A 21843-nucleotide genomic window follows, 5' to 3' on the forward strand; every position below is an offset into this window, starting at 1 on the left:
TATTTATAATCCTTAGTGATCCTGCGGACACTAAGGAAAGCCTTGTACAGCAAAAAGATTACAACCGCTCAATTTCTTCAATTGACAGACCTGTTGCTTTAGCTATTTCAGCAATAGGAAAATTCATGACCTTGAGATTTCGGGCAATTTCTTGTTGCGCCCTTTCCCGTTCCTTTTCTATTTCTACCGCCGCTTTAGCTCTTTCTTCTTCTACAGCTTTCTCTACCGCAAAATCAAGTTGATTCTGCCTGTCCCATTTGTCTTTTAAACTGGTTTCGTATAACATGCGTTCCTCCTTTGTTAATGCTGCAACCTCTGCTATTTTAAATAATCTTTTAAATATAGGCTTCGTTATAAACGAGGGAATATCAACAAATTTACTCAAATGCTTAATTATAAACAACCATTGCTCCAGACCGGTTTTAACATCTTCTTCTGCTTTCTCGAAGGCAGCCAGCTGGATGTAAATAAAACCGAGTTTGTGATAAAATTCTTTTCCGGTTTCATTGTCCATCAGACTTACCCTTCGGATATACTGCCCTGGAAGATTATCTTCAAAAGAGAACCGGTCCATCACCGCTATCAGATATACCGGAGGTAACTCGTATTTCCACAAGTCGACGGCTCCTTTAGGGGCAATATCGCTGATAAAACGAGAGGAATAATACAGGCACCTATCTTTGAAAAATCTCTGGTCGGTAGATTGTAACTCTACCAGAAAGTAGTTCCCTTGATCATCTATGCAGGAGATATCCAAAATCACTTTAGCCGTATTCTTATCTTCTCCTTGATGCTCATTCTTGAGGAAGACCAGGTCTGTAATCACGTGTTTGCCTATAAATATATCATTTAGGAAATCTATAAGATGAGGTTTGTTGGGCTCGGTCCCCAATAATTTTTTAAAACCAAAGTCGGATGTTGCGTCAATATACTTGCCTGGAGGTGTTAGCATGATCAAAGTTTAGGCTGCAAAATACAAGCTGGTGTTATGGAGCACCATGACGGTGGTCATGAAATTTATTGTTTCTTAAACAATAACAAAATACGGCGACTCTCATACACAACTCGGATTCAATCAAAAACTACTGTTGTTTTGTAATCATGTGTATAACGCCTAATCGAGTCTGAGACTCTCTTTTATTTATGAATCCTGAGTGACCCTTCGGAACACTCAGGACAGTCTGGGGCTTCGAAAATTAGTGACCCTTTAGAACGCCAAATTGATGACGGAAAATACGCGGTTTATCCCGTGATGGTCAGTGACTGAATAAGATCCGCTTCCAATCTCAAATGAAACTTTAGGATTGCAGGGCTCCCGGGAAAGGTTCCGGATACTTCGCCGATGAGCAATCTCTCGGCTCCTGTTTCCTCATAACGGAGCGGTTTTAATACAGCCTGGTATTCCCGGTTTGAATTCTCGATCCACTGCTGGATCTCAGCTTTACCTTTATGGGTTTTGCCCTCATCATGAACGATGGCCGTCTCCGTAAAGCAATCAGCATAAGCCTGACTGTCAAAGCTGTTCTGAGCTTCTATCAAGCTCGCTACGACCTGGTGTAAATTCATTGTCAATTGTATTTAGATGTTAAACGGTTGGTACGGTTCCTCCGTCAATTACAAAATCAGAGCCGGTAAGATAGCTGGCCCTGGGTGAAGCCAGAAAGCCTACCAGTTCAGCAACCTCCTCGGGCCTCGCAGGTCTGCCCATGGGTATTCCGCCCAATGCATCCATCACACTTTGCGTTGCCTCGTCCAGGGTGATGCCGGAACTCTTTGAAATTCGTTCCATCATTCGTACCGACGATTCGGTCATGATCCATCCTGGTGAAACGGTAAGTACGCGCACACCTTTTGAAGCGACCTCTTTGGATAAACCTTTACTATAATTGATTAAACCTGCCTTTGCCGCTGCATAGGGTAATGTTGAATCGTGCAGGGGCAGCTTACCCTGGATAGAAGCAATATGAATGATCACACCATTACCCCGCTCCAACATCTGAGGCAGGAAGCCCCTGTCAAGGCTGACTGGTGCCAATAAGTTGGTGCGGATCGAGAGCTCCCAATCTTCGTGGGTCAATGCTGCAAATCCCCCTCCAGGGGTTTCAGAACCGCCAAGGTTATTGATCAGAATATCGAGTCTGCCAAATTTTTTCAACACTTCACCGACGATTTTTCCTGTTCCTTCAGGCTGACTTAAATCCGCTTGAATAAAATACAGCTCCTGCTCGTTATGCTCTGGTTTATTCCTCGCGATGATAATAACGGTTGCCCCTGCCGCATGCAGACGGTTTGCAATGGCCTTACCAGCCCCCTTTGTACCACCGGTGACCAGCGCAATCTTGCCAGACAGTTCACTATGAAATTGAGAATCTTGTTCCATAACCTTTGTTTTTTGCCCAAATTTCGACAGTGCCTAAAGTTCTAACAAGTACGGACTTACGAATCAGATAGGGACAAATTTATCCCTATTGCTCAATACCGCTACCACCGTATATTTGTCTTATGTACGAAAAAAAGACTATGCCATACCTCAACTGCGGTCTCGACCTGGTAGGGGAGGTACTCTATGGTAAGTGGAAGATCCGGATACTATGGTTCATTCATGAGGGCCACAAACGCCCGAGTGAATTGCAGCGCAAGGTTCCAGATGTAAGCAGGAGGGTTCTGAACGTCCAATTAAAAGAGTTGGAAGAGCATGAGCTGGTTAGCAAAACGATCTATCCGGTTATGCCTCCAAAAGTTGAATATGAGCTTACGGATTTTGGTAAAACACTAATACCTCTGATCCAAACCATTGGACTTTGGGGAGACGAGCATCAGGAGCGCCTGAAAAGAGTGATCTTAAAACAGTATCCAAATAATTATTCAATTTTACCGATACATCGGGAAGCACGCAAGGCGCGATAACTCGTATATCAAAAGTACCTTGTCAAGCAACAGCGCTCCCGAAAGAACTCATAAGTTTCTCTTATTGCTTTCAATCTCAATGAACTCTGGTAGATAATTTGGCGTACATCCCTTTGATACCATTTCGCCCTTATAAAGTCCCGTATTCTTCCCAATCCCAATACAGCGTGCCCTGTATTTTTTATCAAAAACTCCGATCCAGCCAGCAGTGAAATTCATTGCCCACTGTACTTCAGGTTTTTCGTTCACTATTTGTTTTTCAATGTCCGATAACAATTCTTCAGTGTTGGGGGGAGGTGTTTGTCCCAGCCAACGCAAGCGAGCCTGGTAGTACCAGAAAGTTCGTCTTTGAATTGCAGAAGGGCTGTCTTTCCACGATTCCATCAGAGCTATAGTTTTCTTGTCTTTAGATAGTTGATTGGCCATCAACCAATCGATCAGTTGATTTCGCTCGTTAAATGGATGATCCTGTATGTCTTTGTCAAGCTTGTTAATCAAATCCTGTGAAAGAAGCTTGTTGTCCATAATCAAGATTGCCAATTGCCGGGGTAAAAAGCTCCCGGCTGACCAAAGTTCCATAGCCAGTTCGTGATCCTTTTTGATGTCCTTCGCAATTTTCCGCAAATCACCCAGCTTGGTCTTGCTATTGATCTGACTCAGGATGTTGTCTGCTTTCGAAGATAGTTTCATATCAGTTTTTGGTTTGTTGAAACAAGTTATTCTTTTTTATATAACTGTCCGTTTACTTTGTTTAGACAGACGGCTTTGAATCGTTCAAATATACGAAAGCCTTAGCCTGCCGAAATTACCTTGTCGTCTGATCCAGGTAAAACCATCACCTCCTTTCCTTACAATGGCAGTGTTAAACCCGGCAACACTATACAAATATAAAAACGAGGCAATTGAAGGTTGATAGCAAATAAATAAAAAGGGCAGCTTTAGTTTTTTCGACTCGCGAATCGACGCTTATATTTGTTATATGGACGTACTGATTGTTTATCCTGAAAATAAAGAGCAGCTTGACGCGCTAAAAGCCATCATGAGAGCCATGAAAATTGCTTTTAAACAAGAAAGTGATGTGTATCCACTGCAAGAGGTGGAAGGTGTGACTCAGTCTTTAAATCAAGCCAATAAAGGTCAGTTAACTCCTTATACCGGTATAAAAGATATGCTTTTTTTCATGAAATGAGTTTAGCAATTTAGTATACACCTTGGTACAGCAAACTATTACAACCGCTCTATTTCTTCGATCGACAATCCTGTAGCTTTAGCTATGTCAGCATTAGGAATATTTAGAGCTTTACAATTTCGGGCAATATTTTCAATTGCCAGTGCCGCTTTAGCTCTCTCGTCTTCAATAGTCTGTTCTACAGCTTTCTCCACCGCTTTCTCTACCGCAAAATCAAGCTGATTCTGCCTGTCCCATTTGTCTTTTAAACTAGTTTCGTATGCCATTCGTTCCTCCTTTGTTAATGCTGCAACCTCTGCTATTTTAAATAATCTTTTAAATATAGGTTTCGTTATAAACGAGGGAATATCCACAAATTTACTCAAATGCTTAATTGTAAACAACCATTGCTCCAGACCGGTTTTAACATCTTCTTCTGCTTTCTCGAACGCTGCCAGCTGGATGTAAATAAAGCCGAGTTTGTTATAAAATTCTTTTCCGGTTTCATTGTCCATCAGACTTACCCTTCGGATATACTGCCCTGGAAGATTATCTTCAAAAGAGAACCTGTCCATCACCGCTATCAGATATACCGGAGGTAGCTCGTATTTCCACAAGTCGACGGCTCCTTTAGGGGCAATATCGCTGATAAAACGAGAGGAGTAATACAGGCATCTATCTTTGAAGAATCTTTGGTCGGTAGATTGCAACTCTACCAGAAAGTAGTTCCCTTGATTATCTATGCAGGAGATATCCAAAATCACTTTAGCCGTATTCTTATCTTCCCCCTGATGCTCATTCTTAAGAAAAACCAGGTCTGTAATCACGTGCTTGCCAATAAATATATCATTTAAGAAATCTATAAGATGGAGTTTGTTGGACTCGCTCCCCAATAACTTTTTAAAGCCAAAGTCGGATGTTGCGTCAATATACTTGCCTGGGGGTGTTAGCATAATCAAAGTTTGGGCTGCAAAATACAAGCTGGTGTTATTGATCACCATGACGGTGATCATAAGATTTATTGTTTCTTAACGGCATCAGGATCAGCATAAAACAGGCCGGGTCTTGAGAAATCAGTAACAAAAAGAAATACAAATTATGCGAGGCCGTTGCTTTTTAACATATCTTCCATAGTTTTGGGTTAACCTTTTCACGATCATATCTTCCTCGGCTGACATCGCAGCCCTTGCTAGCATATTTCAAAGGTTAGAGTTTAGAACAAGTTAAAACCAATGAATTGGGAAGTATTACCCGAAGAAAAAGTTATAAATAGAGAATCAGATGAGAGGTTTATTCTGAGCAAACTAAAGATTTGGCTCACTAACCAAAAAGCCAACTGGTCATGAACGATATCTTAGCCCAGCTTATCTCCCTTTGTGCGCATGGTAATGCTTTTCTCCAGGGAAGGCAAATCTATACACAATATTTTAAGGAGAACACCACTTATCGATTTTGCGGCAATGTTGAGTTTCGGGGGTACCGAGAGACTTTCTTTACAAGGAGAGAGGTTCAGATAGGTACCAGTCCTGAAGAATGGTTTGATTACCTGAAACAGTGCCGGTGTTCCGCTCTGACACTCGATTTTGAGTATTCAGCCGATCAAAGTTTGGTGAAGGACTATAAGTCAGCAGGATTTGTTGGCGGAGGGGGACGATGGGCTATCAAAGCATTTTATCCCAAAGATCTGGATTTTTGGTTTCCGTTATGGGATTCAACAGATGAGAATGCTAAAGATCAGAAGATATGGGGTGTGCGGTATTACTCTTTAGATATTATGAAAGTAGCGCTGGGATATTCCGAAAGTCTGCAACAGGTTAGGGAACAGCTATATCGTGTACTTGACCAAGTATCAGAATTTGCTCAGCAGCACAATCTGGAGCCTTGGGGGGCAATCTTCCAGGAAGCCCTGTTTACCTTGTCGTCAAAAACACCACAGGAAGATTATTACTATCATGACCTGTTGCCGCCAGATGTTTATTCTAAAGAGGCCGAACAGGTGCTTTTTTCAGCTGCAAAAGCCAATGTTTTCGGAGGTATGGGATCCTGGAATGATATGGGCTTCGGTGACGATAAAGTAAGTGCCCGATATGAAGAGTTGTCGTCATTGCTATATGATACGATCGTTAAGGCAATTCAGGTAAGCGTCAATTCAATAAGAGGTTAATTCCGTAAAAAGGATGGCGTTTTATTCGCAGGATAGCGGTCAAATCCATACAGCTGTTAAAGCCTCTGATATAGACCCTTCTGTCAGGATTGGTGCTATGAATTATTAAACCTACGAAGTTAAGGGCTGGTTTCCCGTTTTCAGTTCGTATTCTTTCACAAGAGCTTCAACAGGAATGTTCAACAATTCACTAAACTTTCTGATCATCGTAATTGAAAGGGATTGCTTGTAGTTAAGTACTTTACTCACAGTTCCTTTATCACCATATTCCTTAGCCAGATCAGAAGATTTGTATCCAAAATCCTGCATCCGGATTTTGATTAACTCTATCGGGTCTACTTCTGGTAGATCCCATTGCTTATTTTCATATTCAGAAATGAGGTGAACCAGTAAAAGCTTTTCCTTATGTTCTGTTGAACCCTTGGGCGCATCTTTTATTTCCTCATACCTGGCAGTAACTTTTTCATAGTCCTGCTCGGATTCAATCAAAAACCACTGTTGTTTTGTAATCATGTTTTTAAATACTTAGATAGTTGCTGCGTCAATCTTATCATAGTCCGTGTGAGTTCCAACAAACCTTACCTCAACTATTTCGTCCTCATAATCCACTTCAACAACCAGGCGATATTTATTTCCCACTATTTTAAATCGGGCTCTGTTGCCTTTGATTGTCTTGGCTGTCGGAAAGGATTCAAGTATGTCTGTACTTTTCTTCCATTTAGCTTTTTCAGTGACTGTTTTCCAAACTGTCAGGCTGGATGCCGAATCTGCATGTTTACGGGAGAAATCCAGAATTTTTTTTAGATAAAGAATATTCATCTGCGGGAATTTGTTTTTTTGTTGGGTTTTCGAATGTTGCCATGCCAAATGAATTTTAAGTTTAAAATAGTAATTCCAATAACTCAAGTACTAATATTATCGAAATCGTAAAGTACTTACTAATACAAATATAATGGTTTGTTGGTATATTGCCAACTTTATGTTGCTTCCCTTTCATATTATCATCGTTTCCTCTATTCAATTTGCTTCATTCTGTTGTATGAAGCACAGGTTGGTGCGAAGCGGAATATACACGGTTTATAATATAGAGGGGAATGACGGTGGTCATAAAAGTCATTGTTTCTAGTTTAAAACTAGATTCCAACGGCTTGCTGTTAATCCTTCAGCTTAGGCGCCCAGTTTTGACACTTATTTTTCTCCTACAAACAAAAAGTAAATATTCACCTTTACTTCCGAACCTTGTAAACTCCTCTCTTATCCGATAAGTAATTCTTCGGCATGAGCTACATCAGGAGCTTCCGGAAAGGTCAATCGGACAGCAATTACAGCATAAACGATATTCCTCTAACTGATCAGGATGTGATATATTTTCATACATTAAAATTCCTCTTATGGATTAATTTCCATAAGTTTACGGAAAAATTCATCCCCTCAAAGATGAATTATGATGAGTTTTAATGTTGTCATTAAACGATTAGCCTAAACCTTTTAGGGTCGGAATTGTGAGCTGATTAAATTAATTCGAAAAGAAAATTTAATCTTTTTTCCTTTCGGGTTGATCCGCTGTGACTTTTTTGTTTACAGTTTTATTGTTGTTATTGAAAAATTTCTACTTAAGGATTAGTGCTTCCCGGTTTTACATTTTACCTCAACTATTCACGCTGATCTTCCTGTTAATAAATCTGAAGGGTTATGTGGTATTTGCTTCTGAAGGTGCTGTTAGTGGAGACTTGAATAAAAGAAATGTTGCTGCAAAACGTGCAATAGCTGATACAATACAGTATGTCTGGCCATCTGTAATATGTCAGGGAAGTAGTGGACTGCAGTTAACAGCAAATAATGCCCCAGCCGGAGCTACGTTTCAATGGCAAAAGGATGGTAATGATATTCCGGGTGCCGTTGCTCAAACTTACCAAGCTACCGGAGCCGGTGCCTATTCGGTAGATGTGATAGCTAACGGTACTACGGTCAGGTATGATCCCGCTGCTGTTACCGAAAGCGTTAAGCCAACGGCTAATTATACATTTTCACCTGGAGGACTGTGTTCAGACGTTGTGGTTCAATTCACAAATGCCTCGACTGGCGCAACAAGATATGTCTGGGACTTTGATGATCCGTCTTCGGGTGCAGATAATATCTCTAACTCTAATAGCCCTTCTCATAAGTTTTCTTCAATAGGTTCAGGTACTAAAGTATATGCAGTTAAATTAACTGCTTTTAATAGCGCAGGCTGTAGTGATACAAAGGTCATTAACGTATCAATTAAGCAGAAGCCCGACGCATCATTAGATGATTTTGCTTCTATCCCCAAATTCGTTAACTGTCAGACCGCTGGAGCGGGATCTTCCTATACTTTAACAGTTGATAATACCTCAGCAACACTGCCTACAAATACCAACTATGAAATTGACTGGGGTGACGGTTCTCCTCATTACAATTCGGCTACTTTCACAAGCTTAAGTCATACCTATACAGCCACCGGGTATTTTGATCTGGTGTTGAAAGTGACCGGAGCCAATGGATGTGTTAGCCAAAGAACTTATAGGGTTTTCAATGGGAGCAATCCCTCGGTTTCAATGGGAAATCCTGGGAATACCCAGGGATGTGCTCCCATTCCATTTACTTTTCCAATAACAGGTACTGGAAATAATCCTCCCGGAACAGTTTATACCGTTTCATTCAATGATGGAAGTCCAGACGAGGTTTTCACAACCCCTCCAACGAGTATTACACATACATTTACAAAGTCTTCCTGCGGTTATACGAGTTTAGGAGGGATCGCCAACTCGTTTCATGTTCGTATTGTAGCTTCAAACCCCTGCGGGTCATCTGCTGTAACAGTTGAACCAATAAATGTTTCGGCAAAGCCAACGGCCCAAATTAGCGCTCCTTTAACTACTACGTGTGTTAATAAAGAGATCCGATTTTCTAATACTTCTATTTCAGGTGCATATTTTTCTAATTCCACTTGTTCAAGCGTTTATAAAAACAGCTGGTCTATACTAGGTACCCCTAATTGGACGGTTACTACCGGAACTTTAGGAAGCGCTAATCCTACTTACAATCCGGCCACGTGGGGCTCAAGTTCCATTGGTATTACATTTTCCCAACCGGGAACCTATACCTTAACTCTCTATACCGGAAACTCATGTGGTGACGATTCAAAAACGGTGGTTATCACTGTCAACCCCTTGCCCGTAATGACCAGCCCCAATACAAAGACAATTTGCAGCGGCAGCTCCGTCAACCTCGCGCTTACATCGGACATTGCAGGTTCTACTTTCAAATGGTCAGCATCAAATAATCCAAATGTAAGCGGTGACAATACTGCAATTAATAACTCTTCCACCATAAACCAGACTCTTACCAATACCAGCGGTACCGCTCAACAGGTAACCTATACGGTTACCCCCATATCCCCAGTAGGATGTGAGGGTACTCCTCAGACCGTCACAGTGACTGTTAATCCAGCTCCGGCACTGCCCACAGTTACTGGTTCAGTTAACTACTGTGTAGGGGAGACAGCCAATCCTTTATCGGCAGCAGGTTTGGCTGGAAGCACACTCAACTGGTATACAACAGCAACAGGGGGAACACCGACTAATACAGCACCTACACCTTCTACCGCTGCTTCGGGCATTACTACTTATTACGTCAGTCAAACAACTTCAGGTTTATCTTGCGAAAGCGCACGGGCCTCAATCACAGTTACCGTAACAGCTCTTCCAATAGCTCCGCCGGTGAGCCAGCCTAACCTAACTTACTGCCAGGGTGAAACAGCTGCGGCTCTCAATGCAACTGTAGGGTCAGGCAATACCTTACGCTGGTATACGGTAGCTACAGGTGGTACCCCTTCAACAGGTGCCCTGGTTCCGTCAACCACTACCAGCGGAACATTCCATTTTTATGTAAGCAGAGTCAACTCTGCAGGTTGCGAAGGTCCGAGATCTACCATCACTGTTGTTGTCAATCCCACACCAGCAGCACCGGTGGTGGTTAGCGCACTAAAATATTGTCAAAATGAGCCGGCTTCTGCATTGACAGCAACAGCTGATGCCGGAAACACCCTACGTTGGTATAACACACTTACAAGTACAACACCGTTAACCAGCATTACACCCTCGACTAGTACACTGGGAAGTAGAACATACTATGTTTCGCAGAGGACATCCAACAATTGTGAAAGCCCTCGCGCAGCTATAACAGTCACCATCAACCCCATTCCAGCCGCGCCCTCAGCGACATCGCTGGTCTCTTACTGCAAAGACGCAATAGCATCCGCACTATCAGCAAGCGCCTCCGCAGGCAACACCCTGTTCTGGTACGAAAGTCAGACAGGAGGAACGCCCTCAACTACCGCTCCGGTACCTTCCACGGCAGCAACCGGCAGCAAAACCTATTACGTAAGCCAGAAAACTGTCGAAGGCTGCGAAAGCTCCAGGACGGCGATAACCGTAACCGTGAACCCGGTGCCAGTCATCACCTCAGTTACCTCAGCCAATCCATCCACCTGTTCCGGAACCAACGGAAAACTTACCTTAAACGGACTAAGTGCCGGTGCAAGCTACACCCTTAATTACACCAAAAACGGAACCTTGCAAACTGCTACATTAACATCCAATGGAGCGGGAACCCTGGAACTGCCCAACCTAAGCGCTGCTACATACGATGATATTAAAGTATCCTTAACGGGATGTACTTCCAACACCATGGGACCGTACATCCTGCAGGAGCCGCCCGCACCGGCAACACCTGCAGTTAGCAGCAACAGCCCGGTTTGCAGCGGGAATACACTCAAACTACAAGCCAGCACCAGTACAGCCGCAGGAGCTTTAACCTATCAGTGGACAGGGCCTAACGGATATACAAGCACCCAACAGAACCCGGAACTTAGCAATGTACCTGTTGCCGCATCCGGAACCTATACCGTCACCGTCACTCAGAATAACTGCGTGTCTTCAAGCTCAAGTGTTACCGTCACCATCAACCCAACACCATCAGCACCAACCACAGGTCAGCCGGTACTAGCTTACTGTAAAGACGCAACAGCATCCGCACTAACAGCAAGCGCCTCCGCAGGCAACACCCTGCAATGGTACGAAAGCCCGACAGGAGGGATGCCCTCAACTACAGCTCCGGTACCTTCCACGGCAACCACAGGCAGCAAAACCTATTACGTCAGCCAGAAAACTGCTGAAGACTGCGAAAGCTCGAGGACAGCCATAACCGTAACAGTTAACCCGGTACCCGCTATCACCGCTGTTAATCCAACTAATCCCTCTACCTGCTTCGGAAGCAACGGAAAACTTAGCTTAAGCGGATTAAGTGCCGGTACTAGCTACACCCTTAACTACACCAGAAACGGAACCTCGCAAACTGCTACACTAACATCCAATGCAGCAGGAACATTGGAATTAACCAATCTCAGCGCTGCTACATACGATAATATTACAGTATCCTTAACGGGATGTACCTCCAACACCATGGGACCATTCACCCTGCAAGATCCGCCAGCACCGGCGACACCTTCGGTAAATAGCAACAGCCCGGTTTGCAGCGGTAAAACATTAAAATTACAAGCTTCCACAAGCACCAGTACAGCCACTGGAACCCTGACCTATCAGTGGACAGGCCCTAACGGATACACCAGCGCCCAACAGAACCCGGAGCTTAGCAATGTACCTGTCACCGCATCCGGAACCTATACAGTTACCGTAACTCAGAATGACTGCGTTTCTTCCAGCGCAAGTGTCACCGTCACCATTAATCAAACGGCCAGTGCTCCGGCGGTTACATCTCAGATATCCTACTGTCTTGGTGAGCCTGCTTCTGCGCTTACAGCAACTGCCCAACCCGGAAACACCCTAACCTGGTACACCAGCGCCACGGCCACCGCCGCCACCGGCAGCAGCACTGCACCCATACCAGTAACCAGCACCCCAGGAACCATCAGCTATTTCGTAAGCCAGACCACTGCCGAAGGATGTGAAAGCGCCCGCGCCCAGATCGATGTCACCGTTCATCCAACGCCAACCCTAAGCAGCAGCCTGACGCCCTCAGCCATTTGCAGCAATAGCCAGTTCCAGTACACACCAACCGGAACAGTAAGCGGATCAGCTTTCAGCTGGAGCAGGGCAGCCGTACCCGGGATCTCCACGCCAGCTAACAATGGCACCGGAGCCATCTCCGAGACACTCGAAAATACCAGTCCTGCGCCAATCACGGTGGTCTATACCTACACCATCACGGCTAACGGCTGCCATAACACGCAAAACGTCGAGGTAAAGGTTAATCCCGGTCCCGTTCTTTCCAGCAGCCTCACACCTCCGGCCATTTGCAGCAATACTATTTTCTCATACACACCGCAAAGTCTTACTACCGGTGTAAGCTTCAGCTGGACACGTGCAGTACAGGCAGGAATATCCAATTCAGCAGGCAGCGGCATAGACAAAATAGAAGAAACACTCGTCAATACTACCGATGCGCCTATAGAAGTAAGCTACGTATATACGCTCAGCTCAAGCGGTTGTTCGGTTCCTCAAACGGTAAAGGTGGTAGTGAACCCTTCGCCACAGCTCAGCAGTACCTTAAGCCCGCCCGCAGTATGTAACAATACCGCCTTCAGTTACCAGCCAACAAGCAATACTGCCGGACTTACCTACATCTGGAGCAGGGCTCAGGTGAGCGGTATAAGCAATGCAGCGAACAGCGGAACGGGCGACATCACCGAAACCTTAATCAATACCACCAGCGAACCCATAGAAGTCGTCTACAAGTACACGCTTGAAGCCAACTCTTGTCAGAATATCCAGGAGGTCAAGGTAAAAGTGAATCCAACACCGGTATTTACCTCTAGCTTAACACCAAACGCAATCTGCAGCAACAGCAGCTTCAGCTACAGCCCAACAAGCAGCACCACAAATAACTCAGGCCAGCTCACATTCAATTGGTCCCGAGCGGCAGTAGCAGGCATCAGCAACCCGGCAGCATCCGGAACAGGAAACCCGAACGAAACCCTCCTCAATACCGGCAGCACCCCACTGGAGGTAGAGTACGTGTATACGCTCAGATATAACGGCTGTTCCGACGGAAGCACTTACAAAGTTAAAGTAACTGTTAACCCTTCAGCTGTATTAAGCAGCACCCTAAATCCATCCGATATTTGTACCGGCGAGCAGTTCAACTATACCCCAACGAGCGCTGTCGCGGGAACAGCCTTCCAATGGAGCCGTGCAGCAATCGCCGGCATCAGCAATCCCGCGATAAGCGGAAATACCAACATTTTTGAAACGCTAATTAACACCACTGATTCTCCGATCACGGTTGTCTATACCTACACCCTTACGGCGAATGGCTGCTCATCAACAGAAAACGTCAGCATAACAGTAAACCCTCATGCAAAAGCCGAATACACGGCAGCTAAGGTAAAAGCCTGCGTACCCTTCGATCTTTCCAGCGTGATCAGCCCGGTTCCTTATCCAGATCGCAACGCCAGTTATACATGGTACGCCAATAACGTCCTGATAGGTATCGGGAACAGCTTTCCAGGTTTCACCATCCAGAACGACGGGGAGACCGTCGACATCAAGCTGGTTACCGAAAGTAAATACGGGTGTCAAGCCGACAGTATGAGCCTCAGCTTCTCCACCATCAAAGCCGTAACAGCGGCCTTCACTAAGGATCTTCAGAGCGGCTGCGGTCCCCTGGCAGTAAGCTTTAACAATACCTCCAGTCCCCTGGCCGGAGCAAATTACGAATGGAACTTTGGCGACGGTCAGACCTCCACATTGGAACAGCCCGGCACCATTACCTTCCAGGCACACCCGATGAACAGGGATACCACCTATACCATCACACTAAAAGCATCCACAGACTGCCAGTCGGCCATCTTCACCGACTCAGTCAAGGTACGTCCGCAACCTAAAGTGATATTTTCGCCCGACAAAACCATTGGATGTTCGCCCTTTACGGTGAAGTTCCGGAACCAGTCGCGCGGCATACCCAATACCTATACCTTCGATTTCGGTAACGGAGATAAGATAACGAAAACTACCAACGAGGAAGTAAGCTACACCTTTACTACCGGGAAGACCGACACCCTTACGGTGAAGCTGATCGCCGAAAACGAATGCGGCAAAGACTCCTCCAGCTATGAAATAGTGGTGTTCCCCAATACGGTCACGCCCGAGCTGGTAGTCGCCGGAAACAAAAAATATGGCTGCGCACCCTTCACTGTTAAGTTCGATAACAACTCTACCGGGGCAAATGCCTTCACCTGGGATTTCAAAGACGGAAGCACCTTGTCAAGCAGCAGCGCTCCCGAAAGCCAGGAGCATACCTTCAACGCCCCTGGCATTTATGAAGTTACCCTGCTGGCCTCCAATGGCTGTTCAGATACTACCACCACCGAAACGATCACGGTCTATCCAAAACCCCTGGTAGATTTCAGTACCCTCCAGCCGTTGTATTGCGCCGGAGACTCGGTAGAGCTAGTAAACAATTCTCCCTTAAATAATTTCAGCTATATCTGGGATTTTGGCGACGGTCAGTTCAGCAACCAGGCAGCCCCTAAACACCCTTTCCCTGCAGCAGGCAAGTATATGGTGAAACTCACCGCCGTTCAGACCTTCCCCGACGGCACCACCTGCAGCAATTCCATCTCGCACGAAGTCGAGATCATTGCGCGCCCGGTAGCTAATTTCAACAGTAATGCCGGCACCCGCAATTGCGCTCCCTTTAGCCTGACCGTATTTTCCACACCTGCTAATGCCGCCAATGTAGAATGGGATTTTGGCGATGCCGGTAAGAACGGAAACCAGGCAGCGGGACATACCGCCACTTACGTGTACACCGAGCCCGGCCTGTATGCCGTAAAAGCAAAAGCCTATAACCTGCTGGGATGTATCGACTCGGCCATACAGTACGTGCAGGTTACTGCAAGCCCTGTGGCCCAGTTTACCACCCCGGATACGGTGATCTGCGGACCGGGTGGCCTGGTTCATTTTACCAACACCAGTACCTATAAAGGAGCCGACCTCGTAACCTATAAATGGTTCGTAAATAACACCCAGGTATCCACATTTAAAGACCTGAGTCATGTTTTCAGTATCCCTTCCGGGGTTGTCATGCCACGCATCTTCAACGTCCGCTTAGTAGCCAGCAGCACCCTGGGATGTTCCGATACGGTAGAGCATACCATGCAGTTTAATCCTTTGCCAAAGGCGATATTCACGCCGCCAGCCACCATTGCTTGTGTACCCTTCCGGGTGAACCCGGCCAACACTTCCCTGTACGCTGATCATTATAAATGGTACCTGGACGATGTGCTTGTCTCCACCGATAAGGATCCCAAAAACGTCCTGCTGACCGAAGCCGGCAAATCCTTTACGCTGAAACTGGTGGTGAGTAATAACTACGCTTGCCGCGAAGATAGCCTTACCACGGTACTAAGCACCTATCCCAAACCTACTGCACAGTTCAGCCTGCAGGACAGCATCAGCTGCAATGGCAAACTGGATATTAGCATCAGCAACACCAGTACCGGGGCAGTCCGCTACCTCTGGAACTTCGGCGACAACACGGCCGAATCCACAGCTGTGGCTCCGGCGCATACCTACGCCCAGGCCGGAACGTACGAGCTGCGACTGGTAGCCTTCGATAATATCTGCAGCGATACGCTCATCCGCAAAATATACATCTCGAAACCTCCCAAATCCGGGTTTATTGCCAATACCACTTCCGGCTGTACCAGGATCGAAGTGAACTTTCAGAACCTTTCCGACAACACTTCAGATTACCTCTGGGATTTCGGCGACGGCACCTATTCCAGCAGTAAGAACCCTACACATTCCTTCAATTACCTCAATTCACCGTATACGGTAAAGCTGATTGCCACAGGCGAATTCGGATGTGCAGACACCGCTGTTATGGTGAATTATATCCGGGTAACGGCACCACCTATGGCAGATTTCAAGGTCCTGCCCGATACCCTGATCAAGATACCCGATTATACTTTCCACTTCGTCAATACCAGTGAAGGTAACCCGGTAAAATACCGCTGGGTCTTTGGTGATGGTAAGTTTCAAGACATTAGTGTTGATGTTAGTAATATTAATGACTCCCGGGATGTCTTTCACACCTATACCGACACCGGCACTTATACCGTGCAGCTAATCGCTACCAATATCCAGGGATGTAACGATACACTGTCAAGACAAGTCAGGGTCCAGGGTGTTCCGGGATACCTGTATGTACCCAATGCATTCGAACCCAATAATACTAAAGACGACGTGAAGTTCTTTAAGCCGGTAGGTTCCGGGATGGCGGAATACTCCGTACGGGTCTTCAATAAATGGGGACAAGTAGTGTGGCAGAGTTCCAAACTAGATGCCGAGGGAGCACCCCTGGAAGGCTGGGACGGCACCTATCAGGGGCAACCGGCACCGCAGGACGTTTACGTTTGGGATATTGATGCCCGGTTTTTTGATGGATCGGAATGGAAAGGGATGAAATACCAAACCGGCACCAGGAAGAAAAGCGGTCCCGTCCACTTAATAAGATAAGTAATGAGCAGAAGAATTAGAGTTATAAGATTTATAAGATTAACAAGATTAATAGGGTGCATACAAGCAATACTAGTGCTGCAGCAGCTAAGCCTAAACTTAAATAATCTTTACGCACAGGATCATATTTATTCGCAGTTTTACAATGCCCCCAATTATCTCAACCCCGCTTTAAACGGGCAGTTCGAAGGCGATCTGCGTCTCAATATGATCTACCGGAACCAATGGACCAATATTTCAGGGCCCTTAACCTATTATTCGTTCTCAGCAGATTATGCCATTCCCGAGTTCAACGGAGGGATAGGTTTACTGGCAACCAGCAGCAGTGAGGGAACCGCCTACCTGAGGAAAAACAATATTTCAGGGATCTATTCGTATAGTGTAGGTTTTAATAATGCGATACTATCTTTAGGGATACAGGCGGGAGTGACCAACCGCCGGATCGATGAAAGCAAGCTCGTTTTTGGCGACCAGCTAGACAGGAACGGTATTATCCTTGATGGCGAATCGTCGGCCAATCTCTTAACCCTGAACAATCGCCTGTTCTTCGACTCCGGAGCAGGCGCCAACCTGGTCGTAGGAAAGTTTATGGTAGGAGCAGCAGCACAGCATCTAAATCAGCCGGACGAATCCTTCACAGGCTCGAAGGCGAAACTTCCCATCCGTTACAACGGACATGCCAGCTATCGCCTGGACCTCGATTATTATGACGATGAAAACAGCCCGGTGCTGATCCCCTCGGTGCTTTTTTATAAGCAGGGACAAGCACAATCCTTCAGCTTAGGCGCCCAGTTAAAGAACCGCAGAATGAACGTTGGTTTGTGGTATAGGGGAGAAGGGAGTCGTCAGGATGCTATCGTGGTCTCCCTCATCCTCGACATTTTTAACAGGAGAGATTCTTACGATAAAGTAAGATTAGGGATCAGCCATGACGCCACCACTTCCAAACTAAACTATACCAATACCTCAGGAAGCACGGAAGGCGCAATAACCTGGGAAACAACTTTTCCGAACAGAGCATCGAATGGAGGAGGCTTGGGTAATCGGTATAATTTTGGAAAACGGTGTTATGATTTCTATTAGAGGTTGTCAGTTCTAATGTTGCTTACGTTCAGCCTTCCCGTTAATCCTGTTTTTAATTCAGAAGGGCTTATTGGCCGACAAGATATCACCAGGAATAGAGCAACAGATCATCAACCAAAGCAAAATGAGCATCCTTGCTTATCAGGGTAAGAGCGTATTGCTTAGCAGTGGCGGCAATCCAGACATCGTTGGTGGGAATTGGCTTGCCTTTTTTGAATAATGATGCCATAATCTGACCAAAATAATCTGCTGTTTTATCATCCACAGGAAGGACTGTGCATAAATCTAAAAATGACTGGAGCTTCTTTAAATGCTTCGTTTTGTTACTTACCCGATTGATACCAACATATAATTCACCCAAGACAATTGATGATATATAAAGACTATTAACGTCTGAAAGTTTATCTGCAAACTCCGTATTACCTCCGAAAATATCAACAATGATACTCGTATCGATCAGGAAATCATTTCCAGTCATTTTCATCAATATTTTCGCAGGATTCTGCTATCGCCGTCCGCATGTTATCAGCTTCCTTTTTTGAAAGAAAGCCTACGAAGTCATGGATCGACTTTTTAGTTTCCTCAGGCTTTGATGAATTAAGTACATTTTCTAAAGCAATCAATATACTTTCGTTCTTCACTTTAAGTACTTTTTCGATGAGATTTAATCTGCGCGCTTCAGTAAACATCGTTTTATTAATTTGATGTGGTAAGTTAACCAAAATTACATGTACTGCAACAACGTTCCAGTACAACGTTTCATATTTAACTTAGATTACAAAGATAAATAATTTTGTTGTGTTCTGGACAGCGTTCATCTGGTGCACAAGCCGACTCTGTACGCGCCCAAAGTATAACGCCGCGGCAGCACAGGATTTCTCCTTTGTTAATGCTGCAACCTCTGCTACCTTAATAATTTTTTAAAGATACAAACAGGTGTTATGGAGCACCATGACGGACTTAAATCCTAAACAACGCCCGGCAGAGAGGCGAAGATTTCAAAGTCCAATACTCAGTAAAATAAGAGACCTTTTCCGAGTCAGTTACGTGAGTAAAACCAAACCAGGTGGCAAATATCTCGAAGAAGCGGTACTGAAAAGCCCAGTGAAACTCCTCTATTGCGGCAGCATAATTTTTATCACCTCTGTGCTGCCAAAGATCGTTATCAAAGGCCCTCATCAACATATCAGAATAAAATGTACCGGGCTGCGGCTTATCTCCGTATTTTCTAAGCAGGTAAAGCGTGTAAGCCCAGCCGTTCTGACCAGTAGGAGCTTCATGATACGGTGCAAAAACCATCCAGTTAATTTCCCTGGCAAAAAATAAAAGAAGGCTTTTAAACCGGTCTGTAGCGGGGCCATTCAAAAATGCTTCCCCTTTTTTGGTTATCGATAGCTGATTGTTCCTCTTCTTAATGTATCCCCCGGTTTGGAGGAAAAGCTTAAGAGGAGTGATATATGGTATGTTTTCCTCGATGACCTTTTTGATAAGATCCATATATTTGTATTCAATCACCTTTTGGTCGTATAGAAGTTGACACAGGGCCACGGGCAAATTGCCTTTCGAAGTAAGTTTTACTTTTCCCGCCTTCCTGATTTCCGACAGCAGAAGGTCCGATAAAACGAGGATAGGACATTGCTGCAGCAGGTCGTCGCTCAAACTGAAAGGGATAATGATGGGGCAACCCTTGCTAAAAGGCATGTTCAGGAGCAGGTGCATCTGCGTTGGACTAAGACCGTCAAAGTCGGGCTCCGGTTTATCGTTCAGTTTATGCTGGAACTTCGCCATTAGCTCATTCAATTCTTCCAGAGATAACTCTCCGGTCTGCGCTTGAGGAAAGGCTTTGAAAAACTCTTCCAGGATATCTTTTGCACCTGCCATTTGTTCAATTGTTTTAATCCTGCAAATGTGTAAGTTTTTTTGATGATGAGTAAATACGTCCAACAAAAAACAAAAACTACCATAACCTCCGGCAGGAACAGATTAATCGGAGAACTACTTGCTAAACCCAACAGCTTCGGGATCGGTGGGCCCCATACTGGAGCAGGCAATGTATTCGGTTCGCACTGGCAATCGTCAAGAAGTAAATATTCACCTTTACTTCCAAACCTTGTAAAACTCCTCTCTTATCCAAATAAGTAATTCTTCGGCATGAGCTGCATCAGGAGCTTCCGGAAGGGTCGATCGCTCATAAATTGATTTGATTTCCTCCAGCTTTTCCTTTACCATCGCCATCAGTTCATCGTACTCAAATGCTCCTGATCTGATCTTTAATAAAAACTCCCTGTCAGGACGATGAACGCGTACTTCCTTGTATTGCGCTATTTCTTCGGCCATTGCAAGCAGACGGAAGGTATGCATCATATTTTTTGCATCGTAGTTTTTGCCGTGAGAAAGCGTGCTTTGATATCGTATCTCATTCCTTTTGTTTACCCAGTCCCAATATTCCCTGAATTCCCTGCAATAAACAGAATAGGCATCTTTGTTAAAATTCATTACCGCCAAGGGTTCAATCCCTTTTGGCACTGAGGTAAGCTGAACGTCGTCGGCATTACTGCCCGATATAATTCCAAACAGTTTCTCTCCTTGCTTTAACTGATGCTGATGATACAGCAGATAGACATCTCTAAAATGAGGCAGCTTAGAAAGCCCACATTCTTCCTGTCGGAATTGGTGTTCCGTCAGCCACTCTTTTAACGCAACACTTCCACTCCCCTGGACAACATAACAGAAATCTAGTACGCTTCGGCGTTCAGACTCAAAAGCTTTATTGATCTTCTTGTTCAGTCCCCTGGCTTTCTTTATCTGGCTGGCTGCATATCCCGCAAAAGTTTCAAGGCATAGCTTGGAAAGAAAGTCCTCCGGTTTAATTAAATCCAGCAAAGGGTGTTTGTAAAGAACACAATCCTTAGGAGTGTTTAAAAGTTCGAGAATGTTCGGGTTATTTTTTAGCAGTAGCTCCAGAAATCGCTTCAGCTCAAAATACACCTCATCATTACTCTGATTACTCACCTGTTGAACTTGCTCAAATCCAAATAATTGCCTTTTGGGAAGAATAAAGACTCCTTTCTTGTCGGTATCTGAAGAGGGGAGAGCAAGGTTATAAGCCTTGCTTCCGCTGATGCAGTTTAAAAGCAGGTGATCTTTTTGTTGATGCAGGGATTCGAAAGTCATCATCGTATATGTTTTCTAAACAAGCCATCGAGTTCATCCGTCGCGTATCTTTCCGAGGGAAGAAGAGCAACCTGGCGTTTACATTTTTCTGTTATTTCTTGAAGCCACTCATATAGATCGGTTTTCGGCTCTATGAATGTCTTTTCACCGGATACTTGCTTAAGCTGTAAAAGTTCATCAATACCAGTTTGTAAAACGTTATCTGCAACTAGAGCCCTTAGTTTTTCAAACTCCATTGGTGGTACTTCTCTCTTTGTAATGATCCATAAACAAGCCAGGGCAGGCCTCAACGCATAAAAATACTTCTTGAGTTTAACTTGTTCTTCTCCCAAATCGTTCCCGAGGGTATTAATGATATTAACTGCCATGGAGAGGTAATGATTTGCTCCTGCCTTAAGTGAAAAGTATTTAGATGCAAGCGACATGAGCTCTTCTTTGAAGTTTTTGTCTTCCCGGTATATTATTGGTGATTGAAGCCATTCATATAGTGGTGCATTCGATTTGAGAAAAAGTTGAAGCGCTTTTCGAACATCCCAACCACTGATGTCTAAAACCTCATTAATGGGCAGTTCCAGTACGTCTCTTACATTAGCTATAGAGAGATAATCTTCAGTTTTACGAGCGTATATAAAACGGACATCATAGTCGCTGTCGGGAGAGGCAAATCCCCATGCCCGGCTGCCAGACTCGCAGGCATAAAGTATACGTGTGTTGTGCTCAAGCTCTAGCTCTTCAAGCTTTTTAATTATTGTTGATCGCATTGTGAATAATTTAAATTGGAGCTT

Annotated in this window: 17 protein-coding genes; 5 read left to right on the top strand and 12 right to left on the bottom strand. The window is 44.8% G+C overall.

Annotated features, from left to right (window positions below; all coding sequences use genetic code 11):
* Positions 1–58: 58 nt before the first annotated feature.
* The 3 genes from J3P37_RS06170 to J3P37_RS06180 form a co-directional block, all read right to left on the bottom strand.
* Positions 59–952: an Rpn family recombination-promoting nuclease/putative transposase gene (locus tag J3P37_RS06170; protein WP_256010185.1), complete on the bottom strand. Its 894-nt coding sequence runs from the start codon at positions 950–952 to the stop codon at positions 59–61.
* Positions 953–1242: 290 nt separating this feature from the next.
* Positions 1243–1566 carry a nuclear transport factor 2-like protein gene (locus tag J3P37_RS06175; protein WP_256010186.1) on the bottom strand — a complete coding sequence of 108 codons (324 nt, stop codon included), beginning with the start codon at positions 1564–1566 and terminating at the stop codon, positions 1243–1245.
* Positions 1567–1585: 19 nt separating this feature from the next.
* The gene (locus tag J3P37_RS06180; RefSeq protein ID WP_256010187.1) at positions 1586–2380 is read right to left on the bottom strand and encodes an SDR family oxidoreductase; all 795 of its coding nucleotides are present in this window, start codon (positions 2378–2380) and stop codon (positions 1586–1588) included.
* 122 nt (positions 2381–2502) lie between these two features.
* On the opposite strand from J3P37_RS06180, the gene J3P37_RS06185 reads away from it, so the two are divergent.
* Positions 2503–2907: a winged helix-turn-helix transcriptional regulator gene (locus J3P37_RS06185; protein ID WP_256010188.1), complete on the top strand. Its 405-nt coding sequence runs from the start codon at positions 2503–2505 to the stop codon at positions 2905–2907.
* Between the two features lie 48 nt (positions 2908–2955).
* On the opposite strand, the gene J3P37_RS06190 is transcribed toward J3P37_RS06185, so the two are convergent.
* Positions 2956–3597: a DNA alkylation repair protein gene (locus J3P37_RS06190; protein WP_256010189.1), complete on the bottom strand. Its 642-nt coding sequence runs from the start codon at positions 3595–3597 to the stop codon at positions 2956–2958.
* A 289-nt stretch (positions 3598–3886) separates the two neighbouring features.
* Between J3P37_RS06190 and J3P37_RS06195 the strand changes: the two genes are divergently transcribed.
* Positions 3887–4096 (top strand): DUF2683 family protein, encoded by a 210-nt coding sequence (locus J3P37_RS06195; RefSeq protein ID WP_256010190.1) that lies wholly within the window; start codon positions 3887–3889, stop codon positions 4094–4096.
* Between the two features lie 38 nt (positions 4097–4134).
* Here the strand turns inward: J3P37_RS06195 and J3P37_RS06200 are convergent, their stop codons facing one another.
* Positions 4135–5088: an Rpn family recombination-promoting nuclease/putative transposase gene (locus J3P37_RS06200; protein ID WP_256010191.1), complete on the bottom strand. Its 954-nt coding sequence runs from the start codon at positions 5086–5088 to the stop codon at positions 4135–4137.
* A gap of 329 nt (positions 5089–5417) precedes the next feature.
* On the opposite strand from J3P37_RS06200, the gene J3P37_RS06205 reads away from it, so the two are divergent.
* Positions 5418–6239, top strand: coding sequence for a hypothetical protein (locus J3P37_RS06205; protein WP_256010192.1), 822 nt, complete (start codon positions 5418–5420; stop codon positions 6237–6239).
* 111 nt (positions 6240–6350) lie between these two features.
* On the opposite strand, the gene J3P37_RS06210 is transcribed toward J3P37_RS06205, so the two are convergent.
* Positions 6351–6752, bottom strand: a complete 402-nt coding sequence (locus tag J3P37_RS06210) for a helix-turn-helix domain-containing protein (RefSeq protein WP_256010193.1) — start codon at positions 6750–6752, stop codon at positions 6351–6353.
* A 12-nt stretch (positions 6753–6764) separates the two neighbouring features.
* Positions 6765–7058 (bottom strand): type II toxin-antitoxin system HigB family toxin, encoded by a 294-nt coding sequence (locus tag J3P37_RS06215; RefSeq protein WP_256010194.1) that lies wholly within the window; start codon positions 7056–7058, stop codon positions 6765–6767.
* A 779-nt stretch (positions 7059–7837) separates the two neighbouring features.
* Here J3P37_RS06215 and J3P37_RS06220 point away from each other — a divergent pair.
* Together J3P37_RS06220 and J3P37_RS06225 are read left to right on the top strand one after the other, a co-directional pair.
* Positions 7838–16801 (top strand): PKD domain-containing protein, encoded by an 8964-nt coding sequence (locus J3P37_RS06220; protein ID WP_256010195.1) that lies wholly within the window; start codon positions 7838–7840, stop codon positions 16799–16801.
* A 3-nt stretch (positions 16802–16804) separates the two neighbouring features.
* Entirely contained in the window at positions 16805–17884 is a 1080-nt protein-coding gene (locus tag J3P37_RS06225; RefSeq protein ID WP_256010196.1) for a PorP/SprF family type IX secretion system membrane protein, read from the top strand.
* A gap of 85 nt (positions 17885–17969) precedes the next feature.
* Here the strand turns inward: J3P37_RS06225 and J3P37_RS06230 are convergent, their stop codons facing one another.
* The 5 genes from J3P37_RS06230 to J3P37_RS06250 all read right to left on the bottom strand — a co-directional run bounded on the left by J3P37_RS06230 (position 17970) and on the right by J3P37_RS06250 (position 21819).
* Complete coding sequence (locus tag J3P37_RS06230; protein WP_256010197.1) at positions 17970–18362, bottom strand: type II toxin-antitoxin system VapC family toxin; 393 nt, start codon at positions 18360–18362, stop codon at positions 17970–17972.
* Positions 18349–18573 carry a hypothetical protein gene (locus J3P37_RS06235; protein WP_256010198.1) on the bottom strand — a complete coding sequence of 75 codons (225 nt, stop codon included), beginning with the start codon at positions 18571–18573 and terminating at the stop codon, positions 18349–18351. Before J3P37_RS06235 ends, J3P37_RS06230 begins: the two co-directional genes overlap by 14 nt.
* 271 nt (positions 18574–18844) lie before the next feature.
* The gene (locus J3P37_RS06240; RefSeq protein WP_256010199.1) at positions 18845–19765 is read right to left on the bottom strand and encodes a hypothetical protein; all 921 of its coding nucleotides are present in this window, start codon (positions 19763–19765) and stop codon (positions 18845–18847) included.
* Between the two features lie 216 nt (positions 19766–19981).
* The gene (locus tag J3P37_RS06245; RefSeq protein WP_256010200.1) at positions 19982–21061 is read right to left on the bottom strand and encodes a DNA polymerase beta superfamily protein; all 1080 of its coding nucleotides are present in this window, start codon (positions 21059–21061) and stop codon (positions 19982–19984) included.
* Positions 21058–21819 (bottom strand): nucleotidyltransferase domain-containing protein, encoded by a 762-nt coding sequence (locus tag J3P37_RS06250; protein WP_256010201.1) that lies wholly within the window; start codon positions 21817–21819, stop codon positions 21058–21060. Before J3P37_RS06250 ends, J3P37_RS06245 begins: the two co-directional genes overlap by 4 nt.
* Positions 21820–21843: the final 24 nt, after the last annotated feature.

Origin of the sequence: Desertivirga xinjiangensis (assembly GCF_024436435.1) — a bacterium.
Lineage (GTDB): Bacteria > Bacteroidota > Bacteroidia > Sphingobacteriales > Sphingobacteriaceae > Desertivirga > Desertivirga xinjiangensis.